The 15,248-nt window shown below is 35.3% G+C and carries 16 protein-coding genes; 15 read left to right on the top strand and 1 reads right to left on the bottom strand.

Going from position 1 to position 15,248, the window contains the following annotated elements; genetic code table 11:
- Positions 1-12 precede the first annotated feature (12 nt).
- The 3 genes from JOC75_RS12430 to JOC75_RS12420 all read left to right on the top strand — a co-directional run bounded on the left by JOC75_RS12430 (position 13) and on the right by JOC75_RS12420 (position 3,660).
- Positions 13-1,131, top strand: coding sequence for a tripeptidase T (locus tag JOC75_RS12430; protein WP_204954376.1), 1,119 nt, complete (start codon positions 13-15; stop codon positions 1,129-1,131).
- A gap of 167 nt (positions 1,132-1,298) precedes the next feature.
- The gene (locus JOC75_RS12425; protein ID WP_239589446.1) at positions 1,299-2,375 is read left to right on the top strand and encodes a CAP domain-containing protein; all 1,077 of its coding nucleotides are present in this window, start codon (positions 1,299-1,301) and stop codon (positions 2,373-2,375) included.
- Between the two features lie 127 nt (positions 2,376-2,502).
- Complete coding sequence (locus tag JOC75_RS12420) at positions 2,503-3,660, top strand: FtsW/RodA/SpoVE family cell cycle protein (protein WP_204954375.1); 1,158 nt, start codon at positions 2,503-2,505, stop codon at positions 3,658-3,660.
- 386 nt (positions 3,661-4,046) lie between these two features.
- Here the strand turns inward: JOC75_RS12420 and JOC75_RS12415 are convergent, their stop codons facing one another.
- Entirely contained in the window at positions 4,047-4,511 is a 465-nt protein-coding gene (locus JOC75_RS12415; protein WP_239589466.1) for a BsuPI-related putative proteinase inhibitor, read from the bottom strand.
- A gap of 368 nt (positions 4,512-4,879) precedes the next feature.
- Between JOC75_RS12415 and urtA the strand changes: the two genes are divergently transcribed.
- From urtA to JOC75_RS12355, 12 genes are all read left to right on the top strand, one after another.
- Entirely contained in the window at positions 4,880-6,124 is a 1,245-nt protein-coding gene (gene urtA / locus JOC75_RS12410; RefSeq protein ID WP_204954373.1) for an urea ABC transporter substrate-binding protein, read from the top strand.
- A 340-nt stretch (positions 6,125-6,464) separates the two neighbouring features.
- Complete coding sequence (gene urtB / locus JOC75_RS12405) at positions 6,465-7,367, top strand: urea ABC transporter permease subunit UrtB (RefSeq protein WP_204954372.1); 903 nt, start codon at positions 6,465-6,467, stop codon at positions 7,365-7,367.
- 16 nt (positions 7,368-7,383) lie between these two features.
- On the top strand, positions 7,384-8,457 hold the full coding sequence (gene urtC / locus JOC75_RS12400; protein WP_420828035.1) for an urea ABC transporter permease subunit UrtC: 1,074 nt from the start codon (positions 7,384-7,386) through the stop codon (positions 8,455-8,457).
- Positions 8,432-9,175 (top strand): urea ABC transporter ATP-binding protein UrtD, encoded by a 744-nt coding sequence (gene urtD, locus JOC75_RS12395; protein WP_204954370.1) that lies wholly within the window; start codon positions 8,432-8,434, stop codon positions 9,173-9,175. The genes urtC and urtD overlap by 26 nt, the downstream gene beginning before the upstream one ends.
- On the top strand, positions 9,176-9,877 hold the full coding sequence (gene urtE, locus JOC75_RS12390; protein ID WP_204954369.1) for an urea ABC transporter ATP-binding subunit UrtE: 702 nt from the start codon (positions 9,176-9,178) through the stop codon (positions 9,875-9,877).
- A 13-nt stretch (positions 9,878-9,890) separates the two neighbouring features.
- A complete protein-coding gene (locus JOC75_RS12385; RefSeq protein WP_204954368.1) occupies positions 9,891-10,193 on the top strand; it encodes an urease subunit gamma in 303 nt (100 codons plus the stop codon).
- Between the two features lie 205 nt (positions 10,194-10,398).
- Positions 10,399-10,707: an urease subunit beta gene (locus JOC75_RS12380; protein WP_204954367.1), complete on the top strand. Its 309-nt coding sequence runs from the start codon at positions 10,399-10,401 to the stop codon at positions 10,705-10,707.
- A gap of 12 nt (positions 10,708-10,719) precedes the next feature.
- A complete protein-coding gene (gene ureC, locus JOC75_RS12375; RefSeq protein ID WP_204954366.1) occupies positions 10,720-12,426 on the top strand; it encodes an urease subunit alpha in 1,707 nt (568 codons plus the stop codon).
- A 9-nt stretch (positions 12,427-12,435) separates the two neighbouring features.
- Positions 12,436-12,882: an urease accessory protein UreE gene (gene ureE / locus JOC75_RS12370; protein ID WP_204954365.1), complete on the top strand. Its 447-nt coding sequence runs from the start codon at positions 12,436-12,438 to the stop codon at positions 12,880-12,882.
- Positions 12,875-13,561 carry an urease accessory protein UreF gene (locus JOC75_RS12365; RefSeq protein WP_204954364.1) on the top strand — a complete coding sequence of 229 codons (687 nt, stop codon included), beginning with the start codon at positions 12,875-12,877 and terminating at the stop codon, positions 13,559-13,561. The genes ureE and JOC75_RS12365 overlap by 8 nt, the downstream gene beginning before the upstream one ends.
- Positions 13,562-13,756: 195 nt before the next feature.
- On the top strand, positions 13,757-14,374 hold the full coding sequence (gene ureG, locus JOC75_RS12360; RefSeq protein ID WP_204954363.1) for an urease accessory protein UreG: 618 nt from the start codon (positions 13,757-13,759) through the stop codon (positions 14,372-14,374).
- Positions 14,371-15,183, top strand: a complete 813-nt coding sequence (locus tag JOC75_RS12355) for an urease accessory protein UreD (protein ID WP_204954362.1) — start codon at positions 14,371-14,373, stop codon at positions 15,181-15,183. Before ureG ends, JOC75_RS12355 begins: the two co-directional genes overlap by 4 nt.
- Positions 15,184-15,248: the final 65 nt, after the last annotated feature.

Genomic DNA, 15,248 nt, shown 5'->3' with positions numbered 1-15,248 from the left:
GAGGTACATAAATTGATTAACAAAAAAAGATTATTAGATGAATTTTTAGAACTTGTCCAAGTTGACTCAGAAACAAAACATGAAGCAGCAATAGCTAAAGTGCTAAAGGAAAAGTTTTCTGCTTTAGGCTTAGACGTTGTAGAAGATGATACTATGTCTATTACAGGACATGGTGCAGGTAATTTAGTATGTACATTACCAGCGACGAAGGATGGTATAGATACAATCTACTTCACTTCACATATGGATACGGTTGTACCAGGAAATGGTATTAAACCAAGTGTTAAAGATGGTTATGTCTTTACAGATGGTACGACAATTCTTGGTGCAGATGACAAAGCAGGATTAGCTGCAATGCTTGAAGCAATAAAGACAATAAAAGAACAATCAATTAAGCATGGGAAGATTGAATTTGTTATTACAGTTGGCGAGGAATCTGGTTTAGTTGGTGCAAAGGCTTTAGATCCGTCCTTGATGACTGCAAAATTTGGTTATGCTTTAGATAGTGATGGAAAAGTAGGTACTATTATTGTAGCTGCTCCAACACAAGCTAAGGTAAGGGCTACAATCTACGGAAAAACGGCACATGCAGGTGTTGCACCAGAAAAAGGTGTGTCAGCTATCACTATAGCTGCTAAAGCAATTTCGAAAATGCCTTTAGGAAGAATTGATCATGAAACAACCGCTAACATTGGTCGTTTTGAAGGAGGAACACAAACAAATATTGTTTGTGATTTAGTACATATTTTGGCAGAAGCAAGATCATTAATTCCAGAAAAAATGGAAAAACAAGTGGCTGCTATGAAAGAGGCCTTTGAAACTGTTGCTGCTGAAATGGGAGGTCGTGCAGAAGTAGAGGTAGAGGTTATGTACCCTGGCTTTAAATTTGCAGATGAAGATCATGTTGTAGAGGTAGCTAAGCGGGCTTCTGCTAACATTGGGCGCACTAGTGAACTACAAACAAGTGGTGGCGGAAGTGATGCCAATGTTATAGCGGGAAATGGAATTCCGACAGTCAATTTGGCAGTGGGATATGAAGACATCCACACAAAAAATGAAAAAATGCCTATAGAAGAATTAGAAAAAACGGCAGAATTAGTGGTTTCTATTATTCAAGAAGTGTCTAAATAAGTTTTAATGAAAAATACTTAGATCAATGGTCTGAGTATTTTTTTATGGTTTTTTTAACAAAATGAGTTCAAAGCCTCCAATTGAAAATAAAATTACCACCTATATTTTCATCAAAATGAAGGAAAATAGGATGGTAAGTATTTTCAATGTAAAAGGGGGCGTTATGTTTGATAAAGAAAAAAGTAGGTTTTATCGCTGCAAGTGCTTTAGTTGTAGGGCTTGTTGGTTGTAATAATAATGACGGAGCCTTTGATGAAAATAGATTAAGCACAAGAGATGTTCAAAATGTAAATGACAACGGTAATCATACCTATGGGCCGTTTGCTCGTCAAATTGATACGAGAGAGACAATGCCTAATGGGCTTGACGATGATCGTCGTTTTGGAACAATTAACGATGATAACAACTTAGATTTTGTTCCTGATGATTCATTAACAAATGGTGATTTAGATGGCATGACAATTTCTAGTTCCAAAACAGATTTGTCGAGTAAAAATTACCCACATACAAAGGCGATAGTCGTTCAAGAAGCAAAATATAAGTTTGTTGCCAATAATGCTGGTGATGCAAAACAGCGTGCAAACCAATTTATTGAACAACAAAAACAACAAGGCACTCAACGAGCACAACAATTAGCTCAACAACATCAAAAATCACAAATGCAAATTCAAGAGAAAGCACAACAAAATAAACAAGAACAACAAGAAGCAAAACAACAGGCTAAGGCAAATGAGCAACAAGCACCAACTCAACAAGCACAAGAACCGGCTCAACCAAAGCAAGAACAGCAAGCGCCAGCACCTGCTCCTAAGCAAGAGCAAAATCAAGCAGAAAAACAACCTGAAACACAACAGCCTGCACAAAACATGAATGAAGCAGTTCAACAGGTTATTGAATTAACCAATCAACAAAGACGAAAAAATGGTCTTCCTGATTTACAAGCAGATACTCAAATAAATGGAGTTGCTCAAAAGAAATCAGAAGATATGAGACAAAATAATTATTTCTCACATACAAGTCCGACTTATGGATCACCATTTGATATGATGCGTGATTTTGGCGTAACTTATAAAACAGCAGGTGAGAATATTGCCCAAGGACAACAAACCCCACAGCAAGTTGTTGAAGCTTGGATGAATAGTGAAGGTCACCGCAAAAATATCTTGAGTAAGGACTTTACTCATATCGGTGTAGGATATGATAAAAATGGTCACCATTGGACACAGATGTTTGTTGGAAGATAATCAAATTTTAGTAAAATAACCTAATATTTGTATAATATCCACCTCATTTATGGTAACTTAATAAATAAGAGGTGGATTTTCTTTATTTTACACTCCAAAAAATTAAATAGTAGAAATGGTGATTTCTTTGACATCCAAAAAATACGCTTATTTTGACGTTTCACTTATCTTTTTTTTATTTTTACTAATGATCTGTAGCTGTGTGAGTATTCTTAGTGCTCAAAAGTATGCTCAATATGATGAAAATTTTGTAATGAAGCAGATTATTTGGTTTGTTTTAGGTATTGTTGTTGCAGGATTGATTTTTCTCTTTGATTTTGAACAAATAAGTAAGCTAGCGCCATTTTTTTATGGAATTGGAGTCCTCTTATTAATAGGGATATTAATTGCGCCTGATTCAATTGCACCAGTTCGTAATGGTGCAAAGTCATGGTTTATTATACCTGGATTTGGTTCGATACAACCCTCTGAATATATGAAAATATTTTTAATTTTAATGCTTGCTAAAATAACACAAAGTCATTATAGAGACGATTATCGAAGAACGTTTAAACAAGATTTATATTTATTAATTAAAATAGGTGTAACGTCATTTTTGCCTATGCTATTAATTTTGATGCAAAATGATTTTGGTTCTTCGTTAGTCATCCTTGTTATTACGATTTCAATCATCTTCTTATCTGGTATAGATTGGAGGATAATTAGCTTTATCGTGTTTGTTCTACTAGGAATGGTTGGGATACTCGTGTATCTCTTTATAACAAATCCAGACATTCTTTTGGAGGTTTTTGGGACATACCAGTTAAACAGAATTTATTCATGGTTAGATCCAGAACAACACGCTAAAGGTATAGGTTACCAATTAAATCAATCGCTTCATGCTATAGGGTCTGGAATGGTTGAAGGGAAAGGTTTTCAAAATAGTAATGTTTATACACCAGAAGCACACTCAGATTTTATTTTTACTATTGTAGCAGAAGAATTTGGCTTTTTAGGTGGATCAATAGTCATTGCTCTATATTTCTTTATTATTTATAGAATACTAGGAATTGCAATGTATGTGAGGAAGGAAATTTTTGAGTTTTACATATGTATTGGAATGGTGGCACTCTTTACCTTCCATAGCTTTCAAAATATCGGAATGGTAACAGGTCTGTTACCGATCACAGGAATTCCTTTATTGCTTATGAGTTATGGAGGGAGCTCTGTTTTGGCAAGTATGATGGGGATTGGTTTAGTTCTTAATGTATCATTAAAGAAAAGAGATTACTTTTTTTCAGATTAATAGAGGCTGGGACATAATTAAAGATGTCATACAAAAAGACGAACAAATCTTAATTCAGTTAAGTTGAAAAAACAAGTTCGTTCCATTGCGCTGCAGACATAAGATTCGCCGGGGAGGAAGCTAAGCCTCCTCGTAAGCTGCGCGCCTGTGGGGTCTAGAGCCTTTCCTCTGCACCCGCAGGTGTCAAATGTCTTCCGCTACATTCCACTAGTTCTTAAAAATATTATATAAAATCAAAAAATCTATTGAAGACAGCAAATAAAAACCCGAACTATTAGGCGAATGATTAATTAAAGTATCACCTAATTATTCGGGTTTATCATTAGCTTAAATACTTATGTCCCAGCCTGTATAATTTTTATAGAAGAAGTAATTGAAATTGAAAGTTAGTTCACTGTGAACTTCTTACTCACTTCGTATTTTTTACCCTCTTTAGGTGTCATCCATACTGAAAGCTCATATTCTCCACTTGAAAGATTTAATTCAGACAAATTAATGTCATAAGTAAATTCTTCACCTTGTTTTATTTCTTCACTACCTAATGCTGCAAGAAATGATGCTGTACTCGAGAATAGAAAAATTTCCTCTCCTTCTTTTGTTATTACTTGATAATCAACTCGTTGTGAGCTTGTAAACTCCAGTTTTACAACTTCTTCTGTTTGGTTCTTAACTTTATAGGTGTAATGTAAAGGACTAGATTCTGTTAAACTGGCTACCATTTCTCCAGCGATAATTTGATTATCTTCACCATTTTTACTTCCTTCCGTTTCAGTATTACTATTTGCATTTCCTGTTCCACACCCTGCTAGTATTATCATGATCAATAAAATAAACCAGTTTTTTATCAACATCTTCAAGATTATCTTCCTTTCTTTTTATGTCTTCTTACTTACATTGTCGTAATTTACACCATTAAAGTTACAAATTCAACATCACAATATCTATGTAAGAAAGTATAACAAGGAATTTGTCGGAATTAATGAGTGAGGTTTTATCAGTAAATAGTTTTCCTTTTAATCCGAATGTTAAATCAGAAAAAGTCTATTTTGTTAACGTTTACATAATAAAATATTAAAAAAATTTAAAAAATTCATTGTATATCAATTAAAACTCTGTATAATGTGAAATATAAAGTGATGTTATGTTTTGTTACATAGAAAGTTATGTTTAGTAACATTACTGTTAGAAGATTCCATTAATTAAAAGGGGCTGTTCATTCATGAAAGTGAAAAAGAGGTTTTTAGCATTAATGATGTCAACAATAGTTATGCTGGGTGCTTGTTCATCTCAAACAAGTGAGCCTGAAGCAACAACTACAGGAAGTGACACTAAAGCTACTGTTGATGGTGACACAGTTGAAGTAGGGATACTGCACTCATTAAGCGGTACGATGGCGATAAGTGAGGTTTCCTTACGTGATGCAGAATTAATGGCAATTGAAGAGATAAATGCAGCTGGAGGAGTTCTTGGAAAGCAAATTGAACCGATCATTGAAGATGGAGCATCTGATTGGCCGACATTTGCTGAAAAGGCAAGAAAATTACTTCAACAAGATAAAGTAGCAACAATTTTTGGTGGTTGGACTTCTGCTAGTCGTAAAGCAATGCTGCCTGTTGTAGAACAAAACAATGGATTACTTTGGTATCCAGTTCAATATGAAGGTATGGAACAATCTCCAAATATCTTCTATACAGGTGCAACAACAAATCAACAAATTGTTCCTGCAATTGATTGGATGATTGAGAATCAAGGTAAAAATATCTTCTTAGTAGGATCTGATTATGTATTCCCGCGTACTGCAAACAAAATTGTTAACGCGCAACTAAAAGCAAAAGGTGGAACAGTTGTTGCAGAAGAATACACACCACTTGGTCATACAGATTACAACACAATTATTAGCAAAATCAAATCTTCAAAACCAGATGCAATTTTTAATACATTGAATGGTGACAGTAATGTAGCGTTTTTTAAACAACTAGAAGATGCAGGAATTACCGCAGAGGATATTCCTGTTATGTCAGTTAGTGTAGCAGAAGAAGAAATTCGTGGTATTGGAACAGATGTATTAGCGGGTCACTTTGCTGCTTGGAACTATTACCAAACAACGGATACTCCTGAAAATAAAGAATTTGTTGCAAATTACAAAGCAAAATATGGTGATGATCGAGTTACTGGTGATCCTATAGAAGCAGCTTATATTGCCGTTTATTTATGGAAAGCAGCTGTAGAGAAGGCTGGTTCGTTTGAAGTTGATAAAGTGAAAGTAGCATCTGATGGTATTGAATTTAATGGCCCTGGCGGGGTTGTTAAAATCGATGGAGAAACTCAGCATATTTATAAAACGGTACGAATCGGAGAAGTTCAAACTGATGGTCAATTTAAAGAGGTTTGGAATTCAGGTGAACAAGTAAAACCTGATCCATATTTAAAATCATATGATTGGGCAACGAGTTTAAGTGAATAATAGCATGATGTTTTCTTAGGAATTTATTGCACTGTAATCACTTTAGTGGAATGTAGCAGAAGACACTTGAATCCTGCGGATGCACTAGGATAGGTCGAGACCCTACAGGTGAAGCTTGGAAGACTCGACTTACTCTTTGCAAAATGGGTTTTTTAGAAACTGTTTTTACAAAATGTTAGTCTATGTTTGTTTTACGAGAAACAATCTTAAAATATTTTATTGAAAAATGAATGAAAAGCCAAGCAGAATCAATTATTTGTAGTTCTATTCCCCCTATAATATAGATTCTTACTATTTGATCTTGCTTGTCTTTTCACTTCATATAAAGGAGGAATAATCCTTGTCAATTATCATTTCTCAATTATTTAATGGTTTGAGTCTGGGATCAATTCTATTATTGATCGCTTTAGGTCTTGCGATAACATTTGGTCTTATGAACATTATCAATATGGCTCATGGTGAGTTCATTATGATTGGAGCTTATACTACGTATGTTCTCCAGCAAGCATTCATTCAATATCTTCCAGAATCCATCTTTGGTTTATATTTTATTCTAGCGATTCCACTATCCTTTGTGATTGCGGCATTTATTGGATTTTTAATGGAGAAATCAATTGTAAGGTTTTTATATGAACGTCCACTCGATAGCTTACTAGCGACTTGGGGAGTTAGTTTGATTTTACAACAAGTAGCTAGATCAATCTTTGGAGCACCTAATGTTGCTGTTGTAGCACCAGATTGGTTAAGCGGTGCATTGACGATTGGAAGTATGACATTCCCTTATAAGCGATTATTTATTATTGCTTTAGTTGGTGTGAGTATCTTCTTGTTATTTCTTTACTTATATAAAACACCTTCAGGAAGAAGAATGAAGGCTGTTACATTAAATCGTGATATGGCTTCTTGCTTAGGTGTTTCTACTAGAAAAGTAGATAGTACAGCTTTTGCTTTAGGAAGTGGCTTTGCAGGTATTGCGGGGTGTTCTTTAACTTTAATTGGTTCGATTGGTCCAACACTGGGAACAACCTATATTGTTGATGCATTTATGATTGTAATTTTAGGTGGAGTAGGAAAGCTAAAAGGTACAGTATTGGCTGCATTAATGCTAGGTATCTTAAGTACGTTTGTAGAACTATCAACAAGCGCAACGATTGCAAAAGTGATTGTATTTGCCTTTATTATTATTTTCTTACAATGGAAACCAACTGGTCTTGTCAATGTTAGAGTGCGAGCATTAGATTAACGGAGGTGCAATTATGTTGAAAAAATATAGTCAAGGAGCCTATTACGGTGTTTTTTTCCTGATATTAATAATCGCCCCATTGCTGCTTACCGATTTTAGGATGGGGCTGCTAGCTAAGTTCTTATGTTTCGCTATTATTGCTGTCGGCTTAAGCCTAATTTGGGGTTTTACCGGTATTTTAAGTTTAGGTCATGGTGTTTTCTTCGGTTTAGGAGCTTATTGTATGGCGATGTATTTAAAACTTGAGGCATCACCAAGTGGGTTACCAGATTTTATGGAATGGAACGGTATTACAGAGCTTCCTTTTATATGGACCCTTTTTAAAAATCCTTTTTTTGCTATAGCAGCAGCTGTTCTACTTCCCTTTTGTGTTGCTTGGATTATCGGTTACTTTACGTTCAAAAATCGTATTAAAGGAGTGTTTTTCTCGCTTATTTCTCAAGCGGTTGTTGTAGTAACAGTAACTTTATTTATTGGTAGTCAGCATATTACGGGTGGAACTAGTGGATTAACTAACTTTTTTACTGTTTTCCAAGTACCACTATCTGATCCTGGAACAAAACAAATATTATATTTTATAACTGTTGCATTACTAGCGGTGATTATGGGTATTTCCCTCCTATTAACAAAATCACGTTTTGGTCGTTTATTAATTGCGATACGAGATGGTGAAAATAGATTGCGTTTTCTAGGGTATAATCCAGCTATTTTTAAAGTCTTTATCTATGCTTTATCAGCTGCTTTTGCTGGAATTGCAGGTGCGTTGTTTGTTCTTCAAGTTGGTATTATTTCACCGGAGATGATGGGAATTATTCCTTCAATTGAAATGGTGCTTTGGGTTGCTATTGGTGGAAGATATTCTATTTTAGGTGCTGCAATAGGAGCTATTTTAACGAATGGCGCAAAAAGCTTTTTAAGTGAAACATATCCAGACTTCTGGACGATTTTCCTTGGAGGATTATTCCTACTAGTTGTTCTATATTTACCAAATGGTTTAGCAGGTTTAGTTGAACAAATTAAAGCTCGTTTTAGCTCTAATAATGGAAAAAAGGAGGTAAAACAACGTGAAGCCGATTCTCTCGTGTCGTAATGTTATGGTTGATTTCTCTGGATTTAAAGCCCTTCAAGGTGTTGATCTAGATGTGCAGAATAAAGAGGTGCTCTTTTTAATTGGTCCAAATGGAGCTGGGAAAACCACTTTACTAGATTGTATTTGTGGAAAAACTAGAGCAAGTAATGGGCAAATTCTTTTTGAAGATAAAATAGAGTTGTCAAAACTTCCAGAACAGAAGATCGTTCAAGAAGGAATTGCTCGGAAGTTTCAGGCACCCTCCATTTTCCTTCATTTAACACCTTTTGAGAACTTAGAAATTGCGATGAAGCAGAAGAAAAGCTTACTATCCATTTTATTAGCAAAAATGACACGAGTTCAGCAAGAGAAAATTGAGGCGATTCTAAAAAAGGTTGGCTTGTTTGAATGTCGTCATATTTTAGCAGGATCATTATCACATGGTCAAAAGCAGTGGCTTGAAATTGGTATGCAGCTTATTCAAGAACCTACTTTACTATTATTAGATGAACCTATTGCTGGTATGTCAGGTGACGAAAGAACAAAAACTGGTGAACTAATTAAAGAAATAGCAAAAGATTGTACAGTTGTCGTTGTAGAACATGACATGGAGTTTGTCCGTAATTTCTCTAGTAAAGTCGTTGTCATGCATGAGGGGAAAGTACTATGTCAAGGCTCGATGAAGGATATTCAAGAAAATGAAGAAGTGAAGAATGTTTACTTAGGAAGGAGTGGTTAAATGCTTCATGTGTCAGAGCTACAAGCTGGGTATAACGAAACAATGATATTACGAAATGTTGAATTTGAGATTCAAAAGGGGAAAATTGTAGGGCTTTTAGGTAGAAATGGTGTGGGAAAGACAACTTTAGTAAAAGTGTTGATGGGACTAATACCTACAGTTAACGGTCAAGTTGTATTTGATGGGAAATCCTTAAAAAAGGAAAAGCCTGAGCATCGAGCACGTGCAGGGATTGCATATGTTCCACAAGGTAGAGAGATATTCTCAGATTTAACAATAAAAGAGAATCTTCTTATAGGGATGGAAGCACTACCGAAATCACAACGTTCAAAAACAATACCTGAGGAAATATTTCAATGGTTTCCTGTATTGAAGGAAATGATTGATCGTCGGGGTGGAGATCTGAGTGGTGGTCAACAGCAACAGCTAGCAATTGCCAGAGCGTTAATTTCAAACCCAAAGCTTCTTCTTTTAGATGAGCCGATGGAAGGAATACAACCTTCTATTGTTCAATTGATTCAAGATGTTTTAGTGAAAATAGCAAAAGAGAAAGAAATGTCGATTATATTAGTTGAACATAACTTAGATGCTGTTTTATCATGTGCGGATCATTATTATATTCTTGATCGTGGTTATATGGTAATGAGTGGGAAATGTGATAATGTTAATGAGGATGAACTATATAAGCACTTAGCGGTTTAAGGAGGAAATATCAATGAAGCTTACATCTCGTGAGCAAGAAAAGCTCATGATTGTCGTTGCAGCTGATTTAGCGAGAAGGCGACAAAAAAGAGGTTTGAAATTAAATTATCCCGAAGCTATAGCCATTTTAACTTATGAAGTAATGGAGGGGGCAAGGGATGGGAAATCAGTATCTCAATTAATGCAGGAAGGTCGTCATATTTTATCTCGAGAAGATGTAATGGAAGGTATTCCAGAAATGATTCATGACATTCAGGTAGAAGCGACATTTCCTGATGGAACGAAGCTAGTTACAGTTCATGAACCGATCCATTAAGGTGAATTTACTAGAGTTGTTTTCTAAACATTCCTGCATTTGATATCTCTAAATAACTAGCATTATATATGTTCTAGAAACTTTTTCTCTACAAATGGCCCTTTTCTTTATGCGATAAAACACTGGCTACAACAGATAAAGGAATCAAATAGCAATAATCTTTCCAAAAAAGAGCCTTAATAAATAAAAGTAGGAGGTGATGAACGTGATTCCAGGTCAATATAGGTTAAAGAATACTCCTATCTTATGTAATGAAAATAAGGAAGTAACTAATGTTGAGGTTGTTAACATTGGTGACCGACCTATTCAGGTAGGCTCTCATTTTCATTTTTTTGAGGTAAATACCTCGCTTGAGTTTAATAGAGTAGATTCATTTGGTAAAAGATTAAATATTGCTGCCGGTACCGCAGTTCGTTTTGAACCAGGAGATAAAAAAGAAGTAGAGCTTATAACTTTCTCAGGAGAAAGAAAGGTCTATGGCTTAAATAATTTAACAAATGACGTGTTACGGTAAAGGAGTGTAAATATGAGCTTTCAGATGTCAAGACACCAATATGCCGATATGTTCGGTCCAACAGTAGGTGATCAGGTAAGGTTGGGAGACACTGAACTATTTATTGAAGTAGAAAAGGATTACACAACATATGGTGATGAAGTAAAGTTTGGTGGAGGTAAGGTTATTCGTGATGGAATGGGTCAACATCCGTTAGCAACAAGAAAAGATGTTGTTGACCTTGTGATTACGAATGCTTTAATTCTGGATTACACGGGAATTTATAAAGCTGATATTGGTGTTAAAGACGGTATTATTACTTCGATTGGTAAAGCTGGCAATCCCTTATTAATGGATTCTGTTGACATTGTCATAGGTGCATCTACAGAGGTCATTGCAGCTGAAGGGATGATTGTTACAGCTGGTGGCATTGATGCACATATTCACTTTATTTGTCCACAACAAATCCAAACAGCAATAGAGTCAGGTGTAACGACAATGATTGGTGGGGGTACAGGTCCAGCGACTGGAACGAATGCAACAACATGTACACCTGGTAAGTGGAATATTCAAAATATGCTAAAAGCTGCTGAGGAATTTCCAATGAATATTGGGTTTCTTGGCAAAGGAAATGCATCAAATGAAGAGGCGTTAATCGAACAGATAGAAGCAGGAGCAATTGGACTTAAGCTTCATGAAGATTGGGGAACAACTTCATCAAACATTGATAAAGCGTTAACAGTTGCAGATAAATACGATATTCAGGTTGCTATTCATAGTGATACGTTAAATGAAGGTGGATTTGTGGAAGATACAATAAAAGCAATTAATGGTCGTGTTATTCACACGTATCATACAGAAGGAGCTGGTGGCGGTCATGCGCCTGATATAATTAAAGCGGCTTCATATCCGAATATTCTTCCTTCTTCCACTAATCCAACAAGACCATATACTGTAAATACAATTGCAGAGCATTTAGATATGCTTATGGTTTGTCATCATTTAGATCCTTCCGTTCCTGAAGACTTAGCATTTGCTGATTCAAGAATACGAAAGGAAACAATCGCAGCTGAAGATATTCTCCATGATCTAGGAGTGTTTAGTATGATCAGCTCTGATTCTCAAGCAATGGGAAGAGTTGGAGAAGTCATTTCTAGAACATGGCAAACGGCAGATAAAATGAAGCGACAACGAGGCGAACTTGTTGCGGGTGAACAAAATGATAATTCTAGAGCAAAAAGATATATTGCGAAATATACCATAAACCCTGCACTAACACATGGAATATCAGATTATGTTGGTTCAATTGAAGTAGGGAAAGTAGCTGATATCGTCTTATGGGACCCTGGATTTTTTGGTGTGAAGCCAGAGCTTATTGTAAAAGGTGGAATGATTGCCTGGAGTGTAATGGGTGATCCTAATGCTTCAATACCAACCCCACAACCAGCATTATACCGTCCGATGTTTGCTAGCTTTGGTAAAGCCAAATATTCAACCTCTATGACTTTTATATCTAAAGCTGCATATGAACAAAAAGTTCATGAAGAACTTGGTCTAGAAAAGAAAATTGCTGTTGTAAAGAATATACGTCAGCTACAAAAATCGGATATGAAATTAAATGGGGAAACACCTGAAATAGATGTAGATCCACAAACGTATGAAGTAAAGGTAGATGGTGAGCTAATAACCTGTGAGCCAGATGAAAAAGTTGCTTTAGCGCAACGATATTTCTTATTTTGAGGTGAAAAAATGATTATCGAGAAAATAGTTGGAAATGTAAAAGAATTAGAAAAACCTCCACATCATGTTGAACGTGTTTATTTAAGAAGTGATGATTTAGTGAAAAAGATTCAAAGAGTAAAAACAGATCATGGTAAAGAACTTGGTATCCGTCTGAAAGATGTTAAGGAATTAATGGATGGAGATATCTTATATCAAGATGAAAAAAACTCAATCATTATTAGTGTTGTTGAAGATGATGTAATAGTCATAAAGCCTACGAGTATCTTACAGATGGGGGAAATTGCACACCAACTTGGAAATCGTCATCTCCCGGCTCAATTTGAGAACAGTGAGATGGTTGTTCAATACGATTATTTAGTAGAGAAATTACTGAAAGAATTGGAAGTTCCGTTTGTGAGAGAAAACAGGAGAATGAACAAAGCATTTAAACATATCGGACATTCTCATGACTAATCAATTGTTTCACTTGCTACAAATCTGTGATTCTAACTTTCCTTCAGGTGCATTTTCTCATTCTTTTGGACTTGAAACATATATCCAAGAAAACAAAGTATATAACAAGGATAGTTTTTTAGTAGCTTTGAAGGAGTTTATTAAAACGCAGTTCGTCTATACGGACGGAATGGCTTGCCGGATATCCTATGAATATATGATAGATAATGTCCTTGAAAAGGTGTGGCAAGTAGATCATGAATTGTTTGCTCTAGCATTGGCAAAGGAAACTCGTGAAGGAAATAGAAGGATAGGAAGACAGCTAGCAAAGGTAATGAACGAATTATATGTGAATGATTTTCTTATTGAATATCGTGAAAAGCTTATAAAAAAACAAGTTCATGGACATAGCTCTATAGTTTTTGCGATGGTCTGCTTAGGGTTAGAAGTTGATTTAAAAACAACACTAGAAACCTATTTGTTTGCGACTACTTCTTCATTAGTCCAAAATGCAGTTCGAGGTATTCCTCTAGGACAAACGGATGGTCAGAAACTTTTGATCGAGATTCAACCATATTTAAATGATATTGTTGAAGAAATACTATCACTTGATGAAGCTGATTTTGGTGCTGGTGCTCAAGGCTTAGAGATTGCTCAAATGCTACATGAAGAGCTGTCAGTTCGATTATTTATGTCATAAAATAAGGCTCTTTTTTGAAAGATTGTTGCTAATTGACCTAATATGCAGTGGAAACATTGTTGTCATGGAAAAATAGGTACTATCCTATGAAAAAAGATGCCACTATGCTTTTTATAGTGCTGTTTACTTGGAATTGTTAAAGCAACTAGGTTTATGAAAACAGCTAAAAATATTTCTGAAGGGATGTAATTATACATGAGTGAACCAATACGAATTGGAGTTGGAGGACCTGTAGGTGCGGGGAAGACATTATTAGTAGATAAATTAACGAGAGAGTTAATGAATGAACTGGAAATTGGCGTTATTACTAATGATATTTATACAAAAGAAGATGCACAATTCTTAATAAAAAATGGTGCTCTTCCTGAAGATCGAATTATTGGTGTTGAAACAGGCGGTTGTCCTCATACAGCCATTCGTGAAGATGCGTCAATGAATTTTGATGCAATTGATGAATTAAATGAACGTCACCCAAACCTAGATTTAATTTTTGTTGAAAGTGGCGGAGATAATCTTGCAGCTACGTTTAGTCCGGAATTAGTGGATTTTTCAATTTACATCATTGACGTTGCACAGGGGGAAAAAATCCCTCGTAAAGGTGGTCAGGGAATGATTAAATCGGATTTATTTATTATAAATAAAACTGATTTAGCACCATATGTTGGAGCTGATCTTGAAATTATGCGGAAAGATACACTAGTTTCTCGTGGGGACAGACCGTTTATATTTACGAATCTTAAAGATGGATCAGGAGTTAAAGATGTGGTGGATTGGATTCGTAAGGAAGCATTTTTAGTTGGATTAGAAGCATGACGTATACAGGCTACCTGCAACTTGAGGTAGGCAAAAAACATGATCGGTCTGTTATTTCAAATAGTTATTTTGATGGAGTTTTCAAAATCACTCGTCCTACTTATCTTCCAGATGGCTTACCATTACTTACTCTTATTCATGTAGGTGGAGGTTATGTGGACGGAGATCGTTATAAAACAGAGGTAACAATAGGTGATGGTGCAAAATTTGCATTAACAACACAAGCCTCTACAAAGGTTTATAAATGTTTAAAGCATGGTGTTTCACAGGAAATGGATTATTTCTTGGGTAATGAAAGTGAATTGTTTCTTAAACAAGATTCACTAATTTTATATAAAAATGCAGATTTTAGGCAATATACTAATGTATATATGAAATCATCTTCGGTCTTTTATTATACTGAAATTGTAACGCCTGGTTGGTCAGCTGATGGTTTGCTTTTTCAATATAAAAAACTAGCGATGAAAATGAAAGTCTACGTAGATGGAAGGCTGGAAATTTTCGATCATCAGCTTCTGCAGCCTTGTAATCAGTTGGAGAATATCATGCAGCTTGAAGGATATAGTCATATTGGCACACTTTTTATCATTCATAAAGAAGTAAATGATAATCTTCTTCAAGAATTAAGACATACTCTAAAAGATATTGCAGATGTTCGTGTTGGTATTAGTGAATTAAATGTGAAAGGGCTTGTGATAAGGATCTTAGCTTGTGATACTCCCGCTATAGAATCAATTTTTTCCAAATGTGAAAAAATTCTTCATGAAAAATTGTACAATACTGAGCAAATCAATTGGCGAAAAAATTAAAGATACTCACTAGTAAAATAGCGGATTAATTTCCATTATTAATTTGTGTGATTTTTAGACTACTT

This window comes from Metabacillus crassostreae, from assembly GCF_016908395.1.
Lineage (GTDB): Bacteria > Bacillota > Bacilli > Bacillales > Bacillaceae > Metabacillus > Metabacillus crassostreae.
The sequence above is the reverse complement of the archived record's forward strand: the minus strand, read 5'-3'. Positions and strand labels throughout refer to the sequence as shown.